The 15,782-nt window shown below is 64.7% G+C and carries 14 protein-coding genes; 3 read left to right on the top strand and 11 right to left on the bottom strand.

Features of this window, described 5'->3' with window-relative positions; genetic code table 11:
* Window positions 1-167 precede the first annotated feature (167 nt).
* Window positions 168-1,088, top strand: a complete 921-nt coding sequence (locus HV773_RS24115; RefSeq protein WP_129563770.1) for a LysR substrate-binding domain-containing protein — start codon at window positions 168-170, stop codon at window positions 1,086-1,088.
* Between the two features lie 65 nt (window positions 1,089-1,153).
* Here the strand turns inward: HV773_RS24115 and HV773_RS24110 are convergent, their stop codons facing one another.
* Window positions 1,154-1,699: a MarR family winged helix-turn-helix transcriptional regulator gene (locus HV773_RS24110; protein WP_227875510.1), complete on the bottom strand. Its 546-nt coding sequence runs from the start codon at window positions 1,697-1,699 to the stop codon at window positions 1,154-1,156.
* 260 nt (window positions 1,700-1,959) lie between these two features.
* On the opposite strand from HV773_RS24110, the gene HV773_RS24105 reads away from it, so the two are divergent.
* Together HV773_RS24105 and HV773_RS24100 are read left to right on the top strand one after the other, a co-directional pair.
* Window positions 1,960-3,531: a sulfatase-like hydrolase/transferase gene (locus HV773_RS24105; RefSeq protein ID WP_129563771.1), complete on the top strand. Its 1,572-nt coding sequence runs from the start codon at window positions 1,960-1,962 to the stop codon at window positions 3,529-3,531.
* 113 nt (window positions 3,532-3,644) lie between these two features.
* Window positions 3,645-4,976, top strand: coding sequence for an MFS transporter (locus HV773_RS24100; RefSeq protein WP_129563772.1), 1,332 nt, complete (start codon window positions 3,645-3,647; stop codon window positions 4,974-4,976).
* Window positions 4,977-5,017: 41 nt separating this feature from the next.
* On the opposite strand, the gene HV773_RS24095 is transcribed toward HV773_RS24100, so the two are convergent.
* From HV773_RS24095 to HV773_RS24055, 10 genes are all read right to left on the bottom strand, one after another.
* On the bottom strand, window positions 5,018-6,154 hold the full coding sequence (locus tag HV773_RS24095) for a porin (RefSeq protein WP_129563773.1): 1,137 nt from the start codon (window positions 6,152-6,154) through the stop codon (window positions 5,018-5,020).
* Between the two features lie 23 nt (window positions 6,155-6,177).
* On the bottom strand, window positions 6,178-7,677 hold the full coding sequence (locus HV773_RS24090) for an aldehyde dehydrogenase (RefSeq protein WP_129563774.1): 1,500 nt from the start codon (window positions 7,675-7,677) through the stop codon (window positions 6,178-6,180).
* Window positions 7,678-7,741: 64 nt separating this feature from the next.
* Complete coding sequence (locus HV773_RS24085) at window positions 7,742-8,548, bottom strand: gamma-glutamyl-gamma-aminobutyrate hydrolase family protein (protein ID WP_129563775.1); 807 nt, start codon at window positions 8,546-8,548, stop codon at window positions 7,742-7,744.
* 64 nt (window positions 8,549-8,612) lie between these two features.
* Window positions 8,613-9,578 carry a PDR/VanB family oxidoreductase gene (locus HV773_RS24080; protein WP_227875511.1) on the bottom strand — a complete coding sequence of 322 codons (966 nt, stop codon included), beginning with the start codon at window positions 9,576-9,578 and terminating at the stop codon, window positions 8,613-8,615.
* Window positions 9,575-10,609: a Rieske 2Fe-2S domain-containing protein gene (locus tag HV773_RS24075; protein ID WP_246282386.1), complete on the bottom strand. Its 1,035-nt coding sequence runs from the start codon at window positions 10,607-10,609 to the stop codon at window positions 9,575-9,577. Before HV773_RS24075 ends, HV773_RS24080 begins: the two co-directional genes overlap by 4 nt.
* A 27-nt stretch (window positions 10,610-10,636) precedes the next feature.
* Window positions 10,637-11,452, bottom strand: a complete 816-nt coding sequence (locus tag HV773_RS24070) for an SDR family NAD(P)-dependent oxidoreductase (RefSeq protein ID WP_129563776.1) — start codon at window positions 11,450-11,452, stop codon at window positions 10,637-10,639.
* 25 nt (window positions 11,453-11,477) lie between these two features.
* Window positions 11,478-11,897, bottom strand: a complete 420-nt coding sequence (locus tag HV773_RS36675) for a VOC family protein (protein WP_217481935.1) — start codon at window positions 11,895-11,897, stop codon at window positions 11,478-11,480.
* A 32-nt stretch (window positions 11,898-11,929) separates the two neighbouring features.
* A complete protein-coding gene (locus HV773_RS24065; RefSeq protein ID WP_217481934.1) occupies window positions 11,930-13,003 on the bottom strand; it encodes a C45 family autoproteolytic acyltransferase/hydrolase in 1,074 nt (357 codons plus the stop codon).
* Window positions 13,000-13,839, bottom strand: a complete 840-nt coding sequence (locus HV773_RS24060; RefSeq protein WP_129563777.1) for a polysaccharide deacetylase family protein — start codon at window positions 13,837-13,839, stop codon at window positions 13,000-13,002. The genes HV773_RS24065 and HV773_RS24060 overlap by 4 nt, the downstream gene beginning before the upstream one ends.
* 122 nt (window positions 13,840-13,961) lie before the next feature.
* Entirely contained in the window at window positions 13,962-15,602 is a 1,641-nt protein-coding gene (locus HV773_RS24055) for a trimethylamine N-oxide permease (RefSeq protein ID WP_129564445.1), read from the bottom strand.
* Between the last annotated feature and the right edge of the window lie 180 nt (window positions 15,603-15,782).

The following is a 15,782-nucleotide window of genomic DNA, read 5'->3' as shown; positions in this document are numbered from 1 at the left end:
CTGTCGCGGGATTGGCCGTAGCCGAAACGTGGCCGAATCGTGACACTCGGGAGATAACCCGGGAAGCCGAATTTGGCTATCATGTTCGCCTTTGGCGATCACTGAAGTAGACGGGAGGTCGCTTAAGATCGCTGGAAACCTCACACGGAAGCCCGGCGGAGCGAGAGATGACACTTCAGCAGTTACGTGATTTCGCAGCGATCGTGAGCCAAGGGGGCGTGCGTGCGGCAGCGCGCGCGCTTGGCGTCTCGCAAGCGGGGCTGACCAAGAGCGTGGCGAAGCTGGAGGCCTCGGTGCAGGCGGAATTGTTCGTGCGCACCTCGCACGGCGTGGCGCTCACCACCTTCGGCGAGCGGTTGCTCGAGCACGCGGCCATCATCCTGCGCGAGTGCGATCGCGCGGAATCCGGCATGAACCAGTTGCGGGGCGACGCAAGCGGCGAAGTCGATATCGGCGTCTCGCCGGCCCCGTCGATTCACCTCGTGCCGGCCGTGCTGCCCGAATTCCGCCGCCGCTTTCCGCGTGGACGGCTGCACGTCACGCACGGCCTTTCACATTCGTTGCTGCCGGCGGTGCGCTCGGGCCAGCTCGATATCGCGATCACGCCGGTGCCCGAGCCGTTCGACGCGACCGGCCTGCACACGATCCCGCTCTTTCCGACCGAGCCGTCCATCGTCGGCCGGCGCGGCCACCCGCGCGCGCACTGCCGCTCGATCCGCGAGCTGGCCGACTGCGAATGGATCGTCACCGGCGCGGCGGACAGCCTCGGCGCGCCCGGCAGCAGCATCGTCGACCTGTTCGCCGAAGCGGGGCTGGGCCGGCCCAATATCGCCGTGGTCTGCGACTCGCTCTTCGATACGCTTTCATTGATCACGCGAACGGACCTGCTCGCGCCCCTGCCGCAGACCGTGCTCACGCACAGCCTGATGCGCGAGGGTCTCGCGCGCATTCCGATCGCGGAGCCGCAAAAGATCTACACGATCTGTATCGTGCATCGCGCGAGCCCGCCGTTGTCGCCCATCGCGGCGGCGCTGACTTCGATGCTCGTGTCATACGCGAAGATCGGCCGGGGCGTGATGGGAACGTGATCGGAAGGCGATGGGGGCGTGAGGGCACGTGCGAACGACACGGCCTGCGCAGTGACGTCAACGCGTCACGCGTCGTCCTCAGGCACGACGCCGCCGCTTTTCTCGATCTCGCGCCGCGTCAGCTCTTGCGCGCGCTGCTCCATGCGCGTGAGCAGCGCATCGAGCACGCCGGCCTCCTCGTCGCTCAGGCAGGCCATGAATTCGACGTTGTACTTCTGCCCGCTAGCACGCGCCCGCTCGTAGGCCACCTTGCCCGCCTCGGTGAGCGTGAGGACAGTGATGCGCTTGTTGGACGGCAGCCGCGAGTTGGCGATCAAGCCGCGTTTGACCAGTTGGGCGACGCAGCGGCTCGTCACCACCGTGTCGAGCGCCGCGAGTTCGGCGAGCCGCGTGAGGTTCAGGTCCGGATAACGCCCGACGAACGCAAGGATGCGCCAGTCGCGCCGGCTGATGCCGATTTCGCGGCGGAACATCATGCCGACGCCTTGCGTAGCGAGCCGCGAAAGGTTGTGGATCCTGTACAGCAGGAATTCCTCGATATGCGCGGGACGCTTCAGCGCGGGCGGGTCGGACGCGAGAGGCGCGGGGGAAACGGGTTTCGGGCGCGGCACGGTCGGCTCGGATGAAAGCGGATGAAATCGGACGAATGTGGCTGAAAGCGGGTCGATCCGCCATTATGCCGCCGCCACGCCATGCAGCAAGCACCAGACACGCGCGCCATTGTGCATCTGCACATACGTTTGACTAGGTCAATCGTCGATCCCCTCCCTACTATCGTGCCACTGCAATCGGTGCAAGCGCAGCCAATCGCGCCGCCCCCGGCCGACCGCACACAAACCGCACCCAAACCGCATCAGGAACAGCATCCAGCATGGCATCGACCCGAAACGTCCTCTTCATCATGTGCGACCAGTTGCGGCGCGATCATCTCGGCTGCTATGGGCATCCCTACCTGCGCACCCGCAATATCGACGCACTGGCCGCGCGCGGCGTGCGCTTCGACAACGCCTTCGTGACCTCGGGCGTGTGCGGTCCGTCGCGCATGTCGTATTACACCGGACGCACGATGACGAGCCACGGCGCGAACTGGAATCGCGTGCCGATGTCGCTCGGCGAGCTCACGCTCGGCGAATACCTGATGCGCCACGGCAGGACGCTCGCGCTCGCCGGCAAGACCCACGTGCAGGTGGACGCGCAGGGCATGGAGCGTCTGGAGATCGCCCGCGCGAGCGCGCTCGGCCAGCGGCTCTCGACCGGCTCCTTCCTCGAACTGGATCGCTACGACGGCCATCACGAGCCCGGCAAAGAAAGCGGTTACGCCGCCTACCTGCGCCACCACGGCTATGTGAGCGACCAGCCCTGGAGCGACTTCGTGATCGGCGTGCAAGACGATCAAGGCGCCGTGCATTCGGGCTGGCAGATGCGCAACGTGCGCTGGCCCTCGCGCGTGGCCGAGCCGCATTCGGAAACCGCGTACATGACCGATCAGGCGATCCGCTACATCGAGCAGCAAGGCGACCAGCCGTGGGCGCTGCACCTTTCGTACGTGAAGCCCCATTGGCCCTATGTGGCGCCGCGCCCGTACCACGACATGTATTCGCTCGACCAGTGCCTGCCGCCCAAGCGCCAGCGCAGCGAACTCGACAACGCGCATCCCGTGCTGGCCGCCTACCGACAGCACGAGGAAAGCCTCAATTTCTCGCGCGAGGAAGTGTCGAACACCGTGCGGCCCGTCTACCAGGGCCTGATCCAGCAGATCGACGATCACCTCGGCCGGTTGTGGGAGACGCTCGAGCGCCTCGGCCGCTGGCAGGACACGCTGATCGTCTTCACGGCCGACCACGGCGATTTCCTCGGCGACCATTGGCTCGGCGAAAAGGAAATGTTCTACGACACCGTGCAGCGCGTGCCGATGATCGTGTACGACCCGTCGCCGAGTGCCGATGCAACGCGCGGGAGCGCGCAAGCGCGCTTCATGTCGGGCATCGACGTCGTGCCGACCATACTCGATGCGCTCGACCTGCCGGCTTATGACGAGCGCGTGGAAGGCGCCTCGGTGCTGGCGCTCACGCGCGGCGACGCGGACAAGGCCGAGGGCTGGCGCGACTATGTCGTCTCCGAGCTCGATTACAGCTTCCGCGGCGCACGCCTCACGCTGGGCCGCAGCCCCGATGCCTGCCGCGGCTGGATGGTGCGCGACGCGCGCTGGAAATATGTGTACTGGCAAGGCTTCAGGCCACAGCTCTTCGACCTCGCGGCGGACCCCGACGAGTACGTCGACCTCGGCGCCGATGCGAGCCACGAACCTATCCGCGCGCGCATGCACGCACGGCTCGCCGAGTGGCACGGCACGCTCAAGCAGCGCGTGACCGTCGACCACGCGAGCGTCGAGAGCAAGACCGATACGCACAAGCAGTGGGGCGTGTTCTTCGGCGAGTGGTAAGCCCCGCGGCCCGACGTTCACGAAGATAACGAAGCCCGGTAAAGGGCGAGTTTTGCAGGAGACCCCGAGGAACGCGCGCCAAAGCGCGAACTCGGGTCGAGAGGAGACACACGATGCACAACTCATCAGCCACGCAGCACGACGATGCGACTTTCAGGAAAATCGCGCGCCGTATCGTGCCCTTCCTGTTCATCTGCTACGTCGTCAACTTCATCGACCGCGTCAACATCGGCTTTGCGAAGCTGCAGTTCCTCCAGGATCTGAAGCTCAACGACGCGATATTCGGCATCGCGGCGGGCATGTTCTTCATCGGCTATGTCGTGTTCGAGCTGCCGAGCAACCTGCTGCTCGCGCGCATTGGCGTGCGCAAGACGCTGCTGCGCATCATGGTGCTGTGGGGCAGCTTGACCGTGCTGCTGATGTTCGTGCACAACGCCACCTCGCTCTACGTGCTGCGCTTTTTGCTGGGCGCAGCCGAAGCGGGTTTCTTTCCCGGCATCGTGCTCTACCTGACCTACTGGTTTCCCGACAGCCGGCGCGGGCGCATCATGAGCCTCTTCATCATGGCGGTGCCGCTCGCGGGCGTGATAGGCGGTCCCATGTCGGGCGCGATCATGAGCCATCTGCACGACGCCATGGGCCTGCGCGGCTGGCAATGGCTGTTCCTGATCGAGGGCTTGCCCGCCATCGCGCTCGGCGTGATGGCCATGCTCTATCTCGACAACCGGCCCGCCGATGCGCGCTGGCTCTCGAACGAGGAGAAACAGCACGTGGCGGCCGCGCTCGAAGCGGACCGCCAGCGCCGCCGCACCCACGCGGCGTCGCCCGTGCACCTGCGCGACGTGCTGCGCAATCCGCGCATCTATGTGCTCTCGGCCATTTATTTCTGCATCTTCATGGGCCTGAACGCCATCGGCTTCTGGATTCCCACGCTGTTGCACCAGGTGGGCGTGCACGAAGTGCGCGACGTCGGCTGGCTGAGTGGCGCGATCTCGGTGTGCACGGCCATCGGCATCGCCCTCATCGGCCGCAGCTCCGATCGCCGCATGGAGCGCCGCTGGCACGTGGCAACCTGCGGCTTCGTCGTCTCCGCCAGCTTCCTGCTGCTGCCGTTCGCCGCGCACAGCGTGACGCTCACCGTCGTGCTGCTCATGGCCGCATCGATCTGTATCTACGCAACGCTCACCATTTTCTGGACGATACCAACGGCCTGGCTCGACGGCGGCGCCGCTGCGGGCGGCATTGCCGTGATTACGGCAATTGGCGCGCTGGGCGGCGCGGTGAGTCCGTCGCTCGTCGGCTTGCTCAAGGCATCGACCGGCAGCCTCTATGCGGGGTTCGTGGTGATCGCACTGCTGCTCGCGGCCGGCATGGTCATGCTGTTGTGCGCCGTACCCGCGCCGGGTTCTGTCGCAACAAGACGGTCTAATATGCTGAGGTCATGAAAGCAGAGGCGACAGGGACGATGAACTCGCGACAAACCCCCTTAGAAAGTGTGCGTCATGCCAATGCGCGCCACCACCTGGTGCGAATTCGACGACGGGCTTGCGGCGCCGGGAATAAACGCCGTATCGAGTGGCGTACCCGTATTGCCGCCACTCAGTTTCTGGTACACCACCTGGGTATAGATGCCCGTGCGCTTCGATAACAGGTATTCGCCCATTAGCCCGACCTGATTCCAGTGCAGCGCGCTTTCGGCGCCGTCGCGTTTCAGATGCGCCATCGTGTACGTGTACATGCCGCCGACGAACAGATCGGGGCGAATGTCGTACTTCACGTTAAATTCCACGTTGTCGAAACGCAGGCCCGCGTTGTTCAGCCCCAGATCGCCAAGATAAACCGACGAGGTCGGCTGCTGCATGTTCACATGCGTATAAACGGCGCTCAGCGTCGCCGGTCCGGCTCCATAGCTCGCGCCGATCCCGTAGATCTTCTGGTTTGACGCAGCGAAATTCAGATCGTCCGACGCCACGGCTCCTGTCGAAGTCGCGCCCGGATTCGAAAGGTCTTCATAAACGGCGCCGATCGTAAACGTCGCGTAGCTGTACTTGAGGCCCGCGCTGTACATCCGATTGCTCGCGAAAGCACCCGCCTGATTGCTGAATCCGTACATCCCGGTGGCCGAAAAGCCGCCGTATTCATTGCTTGTCAACTTGATCGCGTTGTTCGCATGAAAGGTGGCATCGGTATTGTCGTTATCGAGCGGATGCGAAAACAGGTAGCCGCCCCAGTTGCCGTTCGCCGTCATCAGGCCGATGACATCGGTAACGGAATCGAATTGGCGCCCGAAGGTGATTGTCCCAAGCGTATCGGATTGCAACCCGACGTACGACTGATAACCGAACAGGCGCCCACTGTAATAAGCGCTGCCGTTGTCCAGCATGAAGCCGCTTTCGAGGTCGAAGATCGCGTGCAACCCGCCGCCGAGATCCTCGCTGCCCTTCAATCCCCATCGGCTAGTCGCCAGGTCGACACTCGACGTTTGCCACGCCGTGTGGCCGCCCGCATTGCTCGTGAAATTGAGGCCTTCGTCCAGCACGCCGAACAGCGTGACACTGCTTTGCGCATGAGCGGCGGCGGACGCGAACAGCAGTCCCACTGCCAGAGCGATCTTGGCATTCATGTCGTTTCTCTCCAGGGTTTGAATTAACGCAGGCGGATCAGGGTGGATTTGAGTTCCGTGTACTTCTCGAGCGCATGCAACGACTTGTCCCGGCCGTTGCCCGACTGCCGGTAGCCGCCGAACGGAAAGTTCATGTCGCCGCCTTCGTCGTAGCAGTTGACCCAGACCGTGCCGGCCCGCAGCTTGCGCGATACCTCGTGCGCCGTGGTCAGGTCCGCGGTCCAGACAGCGGCGGCGAGCCCATAGTCGCTCGCATTCGCCACCCGCACGGCCTCGTCTAGCGTGTCGAACGTGATGACGGACAGCACCGGCCCGAAGATTTCTTCGCGTGCGATCCGCGCGTCGCCGTGGCTCGTGTCGAAGATGGTCGGTTCGATATAGAAACCGCCTTCGATCGCGGGCGCGCGCGAGCCGCCAAGCAATAGCGTTGCCTCGCGCCGCCCCGCTTCGATATAGCCGAGTACGCGATCGAGCTGGGCTTGATCGATGATTGCGCCCATCGCGGTCGAGGGGTCGAGTGGATTGCCCGGCGCATAGCGACGCGACGCGTCGATCAGCCGGTCCAAAAACGCGTCCTTGATGTCGCGATGCACGAGCAACCGCGAGCCCGCCGTGCACATCTCGCCCATGTTGTAGAAGATCGCGTCTGCTGCCGTCTTCGCCGCGCGGTCGAGGTCGGGGCAATCGGGCAACACGATGTTCGGGGACTTGCCACCGAGTTCGAGCCACACGCGCTTGAGATTCGATGCACCGGCGTACTGCATGATCTGCTTGCCCACCTGCGTCGAACCCGTGAACGCGATACAGTCCACATCGCCGTGCAATGCGAGCGCCTTGCCGGCTTCGCCGCCGCCGGGCAGCACATTGAATACGCCCGCTGGAATGCCCGCTTCGAGCGCCAGTTGCGCCACGCGGATCGCCGTCAACGGCGACTTCTCCGAAGGCTTCAGCACGACGCTGTTGCCGGCAGCGAGCGCCGGCGCGAATTTCCATGCCGCCATCAGCAGCGGGAAATTCCACGGCACCACGGCGGCGACGACGCCAATGGGCTCGTGCGTGACGAGCCCCACGAGGTGATGATCGGCCGGCGCGACTTCGCCGCCGAACTTGTCGATGGCCTCCGCGAACCATTCGATGCAATACGCCGCGCCGGGCACATCGACGGTCGTTGTGTCGGCAATCGGCTTGCCGGCATCGAGTGTTTCGAGCAGCGCCAGTTCGTCCGCGTGTTCGCGAACGAGCGCCGCCCAGCGCAGCAAGGTCGCCTTGCGGTCGCGCGGGTTCAAACCCGCCCAGACGTTCGCGTCAAAGGCGCGGCGCGCAGCCGACACCGCGTCGTCCACATCGGCCGCGTTGCATGCCTCGACCCGGGCAAGCACGGTGGCGTCGCCAGGGCTCACGCAGTCGAACGTTTCATGGCTTCGCGCGTGTCGATACATGCCGTCGATAAATGCGCGCCCTTCGATTGCCAGCGCCGCGCGCCGCGCCTGCCAGTATTTCAGATCCTTGATTTGCGTTTCCATGCAAGAAACCATTCCAGTGTCGTTTCGGTTGTCAATCGCAGAAGCACGCGCAGTTCCATCGCGTTCACGCGCTGGCGAGTTGTGCACCGGCATCGCACGCGCCACGCATCAACGCGGTGTCTTTCGCACGCCGCCTTTCGCGGCACGCCGCGCCGAACGCACGAAAAATTGCGGTCGATAGCGCGTTATCCGCGTGCTGCCATTCAGGATGCCACTGCACGCCAAGTGCGAAAGCAGACGCTGACTTGACGCTGAACGCTTCGATCAGGCCATCGGACGCAACGGCTTCGACGCTCAGTTCGCCGCCCAGCCGCGCGATACCCTGACCATGCAGCGAATTGACGAGGGCCTCCGTCATGCCGCTGCAGGCATGCAATACGCCCCCTGTCTCGATGCGCACGCGATGCGCGGGGCCATACTGCGTTTCGATCGGATCGGCCTTGCTTTCGCGATGATCGAGCAAGCCGGGGACCGCGTGGACGGCCTGATGCAGCGTGCCGCCGAAGGCGACGTTCATCTCCTGGAAGCCACGGCAGATGGCGAGCACGGGCACGCCACGCTCGACTGCCGCCTGCATCAAGGGGAGTGTCGTCGCGTCGCGTTGCGGATCGTGCAAGGTGCCGGGCGCGCTCGCCGCGCCGCCATAGTGATGCGGTTCGACATTCGAGTAGCTGCCCGTGAACAGCAAGCCATCGACGGATGCAAGAATCGCTTCCGTCGATTGCCGCTCGCCGAGGGCCGGCAGGATGACAGCGAGGGCCTGTGCGCCGTCTACGATCGGATCGATGTATTTCTCTCCCGCCGCGTGCGACCAGTGCAAACCGATCCTTGCGCGATCCGCCGTGATTCCGATGATGATATTGCTTTGCATGACTAATTTAATAGTTGAATTTCATCCGCTTGGACGAGCTCGGCCGTGGGCGCCGGAAACGCCCTTAGAGGTCGAGCGTGAGGGTAGACGTCAACGCACGCGATACGCAGACCATCATCACATTGCCGCGCTGCCGCTCCGCCTCGGTCAACAACATATCGCGATGATCCGGCACACCATCAAGCACACGCGTCTCACACATCCCGCAAACGCCCTGCTCGCACGACGACGGCACTTCATGCCCCGCATTGCGCAGCGCCTGCATGACCGAGCAATCGTGCGGCACATCGACGGTGGCGCCACTACGCGCAAGAACCACGCGCAGCGTCTCGGCGGAACCAACCGCAGCGGCGGGCGCCGCACCAAAGCGCTCGATATGCAGACTCCCGCTCAACCCCGCCGCCGCAAAGCGTTCAGTGAGTGCATCGAGCAACGCAGCAGGACCGCAGCTATACACCTGGGCGCCTTCAGCCGCGCTCGCAACAATGCGCTCGAGATCGAGCAAGCCGGTTTCATCCGCAGGCAGAATTTCGACATGCTCTCCCCCCAGGCGCTCTAGCTCGCGCACGAACGCCATCGAAGCCCGCGAGCGACCGCCATACAGCAGACGCCATCGGGCGTTCGCGCGCTGCGCAGTGCGAATCATGGGCAAGATCGGCGTAATGCCGATGCCGCCCGCGACGAACAGAAAGGCATCCGCAGGCTGCAATTCGAATGCGTTGCGCGGTCCGCGAATCCGCACCTGCTGGCCGAGACGCAGGCCGTGCACTTCCCGCGAGCCGCCGCGTCCATTCGGTTCGAGCAGCACGGCGATGCGCAACGACTGCCTGTCGCCGGAGTCGCCGGGGTCGCCGCAGAGCGAATACTGACGCGTCAGACCCGACGGCAACACGAGGTCGATGTGCGAACCCGCCGTCCACGCGGGCAACGCCGAGCGGTCGGACGACTGCAACTCCAGCGAAATAACGCCTTCCGCTTCGATGCGCATGCCGGTGATCCGCACATCGAACGCCGTGTTGCGCGCGTTCATACCACCTCCGCCTTCGCTTGCGCCATGACAGCCGGCGCCGGTTGCTTCGCACGCTCCATGAACTCGCGGAACGCGCGCCGATAATTCAGCGTGAAAAGATCGGCCGGCACCGAATGCTCGACATACGTGCCATCCCAGTCGATTTCGCGCGGCTGGATACCCGCCGCGATGGGCATATCCTCCAGATACACCATCTCTTCGATCCGCAAGCATTCCTCCAGATTCGCGCCGCGATAGCTGCGCTCGTTCCCCACGCTCCAGAAGATGCGCACCTGGTCGTACGCGACGGGCGACGGGAAGCCGGCCACGATGCGCTTGCCGAATTTCTCGTAGTCGTAGGTAATCGACGCCATGCCCGGCGCGATGCAGTGATAGAACATCATGCAGTCGCCGTCGTTTGCCCAGTCGCCGTCGCCTGCATCGAGCTTGCGCTCCATCCAGATGTCCAGCCCCTCGCGCTTCACCTTCAGCGGCTCGACCACATGCTTCGACGGCCCCATCGACACTTCATGCACGAACGGGAAATGCGCCACGTCGCGGAAATTTTCGATCGCGACAGCGACGCCCGTAGGCGATTCGAGCGGCGTTGCCGCCAGCCAGTCGAGTTCGAGTTCGCGCCACCGCGCCGGATCGTAAAGGTCCGTGACGGGCTCTTCGAGAACGGTCCACACGTGCGCGAAGCGCTCGATCGTGCGATAGGTGCGGATCGCGGCTTGCGGCGGAATCTTGCATTGATCCTCGAGCGACGGCACATGCGTGCACTTGCCGTTCTCCGCCGAAAACTGCCAGCCGTGATACGGACAGGCGATGTTTTCTCCATGCACCTTGCCGAGCGCGAAGTCCGCGCCGCGATGCGGGCAGCGCGCGTCCTGCACGACGGCCTTGCCCGATTCGGTGCGATACACGGCGAGGCGCTGGCCGAGCAGCGTCGCGCTTTGGGGCGTGCCCAGATCGACGGAACGGGCGACGGGAAACCATTGGCGGCGCATCGCCAGTTCGGCTTGCGAGCGCAGCGGAAATTGTGCGGACATAGAAACCTCTGATGCTAAATAATGGATTCAGATACCGACGACGAGCGCGCCGCCATTCACCGGAATCGCCTGGCCGGCGATAAAGGCGGCCTCGTCGGAGGCGAGAAACGCCACGGTGCTGGCGATCTCCTCCGGGTGCGCGAGCCTGCCGAGCGGGATCGCCTTCTGCTCGCCTTCGACGTATTCGTCCGGGACCATGCGCGTGAGAATCGCGCCGGGCGTCACGGCGTTCACGAGAATGCCTTCGCCCACGAACTCCTTCGCCATCGTCTTCATCAAGCCGAGTTGCGCAGCCTTCGCGACCATGTAGCCATACGAATGGCCATCGGGCACCTGCCCCCACTGCGAGTTGATGAAGATGACGCGCGGCGCACGGCTCTTGCGCAGCCAGGGCAGCGCGGCCCGCGTGAGGTGGAGCGGCGCGTGCACGTTGATCGACAGCAGTTGATCGAAGTTGGCGTCATCGGTGCTTTCGAGGCCGGTGAGCGAATACATGAGCCCCGCGTTGTGCACCAGAATGTCGATGCCGCCAAAGCGCTCGGCGGCCTCGCCAATCACGCGCTCCGCGAGATCGCGGCGCGTGATGTCGGCGCTCAACGCGATCGCGCGGCCGCCGGCTCGTTCGATTTCTTCAGCGGTCTCACGCGCGACATCGGCGTCGATGTCGACGATCGCCACGGCTGCGCCGCGCAGCGCGAGCAGCCGTGCATGCGCGCGGCCCGCGCCACGGCCGCCGCCCGTGACGAGCGCGACACGCCCGGTGAGACGCCCAGCGTCGGGCGACAGCGCGAGCACGGCTTCGGGTGCCTGGCGCGACGGCGCGCGCCTGATTGCCTGATTCATATCCATGACTCCCATCGGCGCGGGCTCAGGCCGCGACCTTGTGCGGCTCGGTCACGTACAGCATGTTGCCGTCCGGATCGAACATCGGGCGATAGCGATAATGCGTGCCGTTCGGGTGCTGCCATTCGATCGGCTCATCGGTGACCCATTGGACCTTGCCGTCGAGCACGCGCATCGCGTCGTCGAGGTTCTCGACTTCGAAGGCGAAGGAATCGAAGCCGGGTTTGTCCCTCAGGTTCACGGCCGTGCGGCGCTCGACGGGCGTAGCGTCTTCCGTACGGAAGAGATAGAGCGTCACGTTGCCCATTTCGATGGCGGCCCAATGCTCTTCGGGCTGATACGGCAGAAAGAAGCCGAGACCGAGCGTGCCGTGATAGAAGTCGACGAGACGCTGCACATTGGGCGTGAGGATGTCCATGTTATCGATGCGCTTGAGTTTGAGCATGGCGAACTCCTTGTTGTCGGTGTGAATGGAAATCAGGCTGCTGCAAGCAGTTGCACGTGATGGCACGGGCCGCCGCGCAACGCGCGAAGCGTGCCGCGCGCCACGTCGATGACGATGGTGGCGAGGGTGGCGTACTGACCGCTCTCGGGCAGCGCGGGATCGGGGTGGCAGCACAGCGCGCCCGTGGTGCCGAGATGGCTGTTCATCGCGCCGATCACCTGCAACGCCGAAAGCTTCGCGCGGCCCGTGAGCCTGCGCGTGAGCAGGTCGTGGCGGACCAGCGTGTCGGGGTACTGGCGCGGCTCGGTATCGCCCGCCGCCGCTGGTGAGGAAAGAAAGTGGTTGGTGTGCACGAGCAATCCGCTGGCGTCGGGAAACACGAATCCGGGCCCGCCCGGATGCAGTTCGACCGATACCGCCGTGCTGCTGTTGTCCGCTGCCGCGATCACCGTCAACGACGACGACGCGGACACCTCGGCCGAAGCCAGCAGTTGCAACGCTTCGTTCACGTCGCCACAAGTGTCGAGCATCCAGCGCGAGGCCACGTGCACGGGCAGGCCAATGGTCGCGCCATCGCGCTCGTGATGCAGGATGTTGAAATGCACGCCGATGCCGCGATCGTTCACGCCTGCCTTGCCGACGATGCCGAACTCCGTCACCGTGGTCGTGATATGGCCATCGGCATGAGGAATTTCCCACGTCAACCATTGATCGGCGAAATCGGCGTACCAGTCCCACGTTTGCACGGCGACCGCGTGTGCGCTGTGCGCGTCGGCCTGCACGACCGTCGAGCATTCGCCGCGCAACGGCGCATGCAACGCCGCGAGAATCTCGGTGCGCGCGTTGATCGCACCAAGCAGGCGCACGTCGATCTTCGCGCCCTCGGCCATGCCCGCGATCTCGGCGTGCAAGGGCGCAGCGAAGCGCGCGATGCACTCGAGCGCCTGCGCACCCATCGCGTGGAGATCGAACGGGCGTTGCGCGACGCGCTCGAACAACGCGCGATAGCGTTCGACGCCCGTATGAATGCGCTGCGCGTGCACCTCGCCGAACTCGCGGCCGCGCGCGGCGGGCTCGGTCTGCGTAGAACGGAACACGAGCGTCATGCCGCCACCCGTTCGAGTTGCGGGCTCACGTGGCGCGCGACTTCGTCGAGACGGGCGAACCATACGTCGCCATCCGCTACGAGACGTTCGACGAAGCGTTCGAGTTGATCGAAGCGCGCGCCTCGCCCGATCACTTCGGGATGCATCGTGAAGGTCGTGTGGCGTCCGTCACGGCGCGCGGACTCATATTCGGCCAGCCACGTATCGACCAGCGTGCGCGGCGCCGTGAAGTTGCCGCCGTTGTCGATGGTCCAGCCGAACATCGGATAGTCGTCGAGCGACCAGTGCACGGGCAACTCCAGAATCGAGCGGCCGTTCCAGCATTCGTGGTACGGGCGGTCGTCGCCCATGCAGCTGGAGTCGTACACGAAGCCGTTGTCGAGCACGAGATCGAATGTTTCAGGCGTCAGTTCCCACGACGACGAGCGGTAGCCCGCGGGCTTCGGCGCGCCGGCCTTCTGCAATGCGGCGAGACCCAGGCGCATTTCATCGGCTTGCGCCTGCGCCGACACCCTGTCGCTGCGCAGATGCATATGTCCGTGATGGCCGATCTCGTGCCCATCCTTGAGCAGCAGTTCGACGAGGTGCGGATGCTGTTCGGCCGTGTAGCCGGGCACGAAAAACGTCGCGCGAATGCCGTGGCGGCGCAGCATCTCGACGATGCGCGGCACGCCGCGCACCACGCCGAAGCGCCCTTCGGAGAGACTCGTCAGGCGGCGCGCATAGGCCGGGCTCTCGCCGAGATAGCCGGCCTCGGCATCGACGTCGAAGGTCAGCGACACGGCCGTCGATTTGGCGTTGGGCCACTTCAACGTGGCCGCATGGGGAGTAGTCATGGTGGTCGACTCGCTGGTTGCGGGTTGAATCGAAAAAACGGCGAAAAGCGTCCCCCGTCAGTGCGCCGGCTCTCGCCGGACGCACTGCTGGTCGTTGCACAGTTGGGGAAGTGAAGCGGGGGCTAGGTGATCACGGTCAGCTTCGCGGAAATCCACACGACGGCCACCGCGGCGGCAAGAGCCAGGTACGGCAGCATGCCGGCGCGCGGGCGCGGCAGTTCGATGTCACGCCGCATCGACTCGGGAAAGCGGCCCTTGTCCTGAATGTAGTGACGGTAGAAGAACACCGGGACGATCAGCAGCATCGCGACGAGCCCGTTGCGCAGCGTGTTCTCGCCCTGGAAGTTCGCGCCCGCGCCCACGAACGCGAGGTCGACGAAACCGCACAGCGCGCCCAGTCCGAGCAGCCAGTTGCGGCAGCGATACGGACGCGGCCAGTCCGCGCGGTCGAGCCGGTGAATCCAGCCCGACTGCAAATTCAGGAATACGAAGATCATGTAGCAGACGTTCGACAGCGCAAGCACGGTCATGTAGTCGGACATCAGCAGCAGGATCAGGTTGAAGCCGAGATCGGTCCACATCGCGCGGGTCGGTGCGCCGTGCTCGTTCACGTGCGAAAGGTACTTCGGCAGCCAGCCATCCACCGACGCCTGGTACAGCGTGCGCGACGAGCCCATCATCGAGGTCATCACCAGCAGCAGGATCGAAAGCACCATCATCACGACGATCACGTTGACCACGACCGCGCCGCCGTTGACGAAGCTCGCCATCACCGCGCCCACCCCGGAGCCGTCCACCACGCTCGGCTCGAGCATGCCCTTCAGTCCGAGCTCGCCCTGGAACGCAATGGGCACCGCAATGAACATGAACAGGCACAGCAGGCCCGACGCGAAAATCGCCTTGAAGGTGTCTTTCTGAGGATTGCGAAATTCACGCGTATAGCAGACCGCCGTTTCGAACGCGAAGGTCGACCAGCAGGCGAGGAACATCGCGCCCATGGCGGTGCTCACGCCCGCTGCGTTCCAGTGTCCCATCACCGCCGCGCCGGACGCGTCGTGCGTGAGCGGCAGCATCGGCAGGAAATGCGTGGACGGCATGTCGCCCGTGATCAGCGGCACCAGCGATACGACCAGCAACGGCGCCAGCGAGGCGATGCCGAGAATGCGCTGCGTCTTCGCCGCCGCCGATGCGCCCGCGTGCTGGAGCTTGAACGCAAACAGCAGGAACGCGAGCGCAAGCAGGAACGTCGCGTTGATGCGCAGCGTCAGGCCCTTGGTGATGAAGCCGAGATCGACCAGCGTGATGTGCCAGGTATTGATTGCGGCGTTGGCCGGAAACAGGCAGCTCAACATATAGCCGGCGGCGAGACTCGTGCCGAGCGCGAGCATGGGCGACCACGCGACCCAGTTGCACCACACCGAGACAGGCGCGACGAACTTGCTGTAGCGCACCCAGCCGAGCGCGCCGTACACGGATGCGCCGCCCGACTTGTGCGGATACAGCCCGGAAATCTCCGCGTAGGTGAAGCACTGCGCGAAGCCGATCAGGATCGCCATGATCCAGATGAGCCACGCGGGCTGGCCGATCGTCGCCGCCACGCCGCCGATCGTGAACAGCACGCCGACCGGGACGCCGCTCGTCACCCAGAATGCGTCTTTCCACGTCAGATTGCGGTGCAGTTCATGTCGGGCGGACGCTTCATCGTGCGCCGCTGGTCCGCACGCGCCGGCCTGTGCCGACAAGACGTCTTCCTGGACGCTCATCATCGTTCTCCCTGCTGCAGCGTGGGCGCTGCACGATGGGACCCGCGAACGCGAGCCGAGGGTTGATCGGGTTGATCGGGTTGATCGAAAACGGCAAGGCTGGAGGCTCGCGGCGATGCCGCCCGGTCCTGCCACCGGCGTGCTGCTATAACGGCCAACTTCGCGGCCACCTTCGAGGTG

Source organism: Paraburkholderia caffeinitolerans (assembly GCF_902859945.1).
In the GTDB taxonomy this organism is placed as follows: domain Bacteria; phylum Pseudomonadota; class Gammaproteobacteria; order Burkholderiales; family Burkholderiaceae; genus Paraburkholderia; species Paraburkholderia caffeinitolerans.
Note: the sequence above shows the minus strand (reverse complement) of the source record. Positions and strands in the feature narration are given on the sequence as shown.

What these genes read in the sequence shown, in the direction of transcription:
- HV773_RS24055 (WP_129564445.1), bottom strand. Translation starts at nt 15,602, where the DNA reads ATGAGCGTCCAGGAAGACGTCTTGTCGGCACAGGCCGGCGCGTGCGGA.
- HV773_RS24105 (WP_129563771.1), top strand. Translation starts at nt 1,960, where the DNA reads ATGGCATCGACCCGAAACGTCCTCTTCATCATGTGCGACCAGTTGCGG.
- HV773_RS24060 (WP_129563777.1), bottom strand. Translation starts at nt 13,839, where the DNA reads ATGACTACTCCCCATGCGGCCACGTTGAAGTGGCCCAACGCCAAATCG.
- HV773_RS24070 (WP_129563776.1), bottom strand. Translation starts at nt 11,452, where the DNA reads ATGAATCAGGCAATCAGGCGCGCGCCGTCGCGCCAGGCACCCGAAGCC.
- HV773_RS24095 (WP_129563773.1), bottom strand. Translation starts at nt 6,154, where the DNA reads ATGAATGCCAAGATCGCTCTGGCAGTGGGACTGCTGTTCGCGTCCGCC.
- HV773_RS24075 (WP_246282386.1), bottom strand. Translation starts at nt 10,609, where the DNA reads ATGTCCGCACAATTTCCGCTGCGCTCGCAAGCCGAACTGGCGATGCGC.
- HV773_RS24080 (WP_227875511.1), bottom strand. Translation starts at nt 9,578, where the DNA reads ATGAACGCGCGCAACACGGCGTTCGATGTGCGGATCACCGGCATGCGC.
- HV773_RS24100 (WP_129563772.1), top strand. Translation starts at nt 3,645, where the DNA reads ATGCACAACTCATCAGCCACGCAGCACGACGATGCGACTTTCAGGAAA.
- HV773_RS24065 (WP_217481934.1), bottom strand. Translation starts at nt 13,003, where the DNA reads ATGACGCTCGTGTTCCGTTCTACGCAGACCGAGCCCGCCGCGCGCGGC.
- HV773_RS24090 (WP_129563774.1), bottom strand. Translation starts at nt 7,677, where the DNA reads ATGGAAACGCAAATCAAGGATCTGAAATACTGGCAGGCGCGGCGCGCG.
- HV773_RS24085 (WP_129563775.1), bottom strand. Translation starts at nt 8,548, where the DNA reads ATGCAAAGCAATATCATCATCGGAATCACGGCGGATCGCGCAAGGATC.
- HV773_RS36675 (WP_217481935.1), bottom strand. Translation starts at nt 11,897, where the DNA reads ATGCTCAAACTCAAGCGCATCGATAACATGGACATCCTCACGCCCAAT.
- HV773_RS24115 (WP_129563770.1), top strand. Translation starts at nt 168, where the DNA reads ATGACACTTCAGCAGTTACGTGATTTCGCAGCGATCGTGAGCCAAGGG.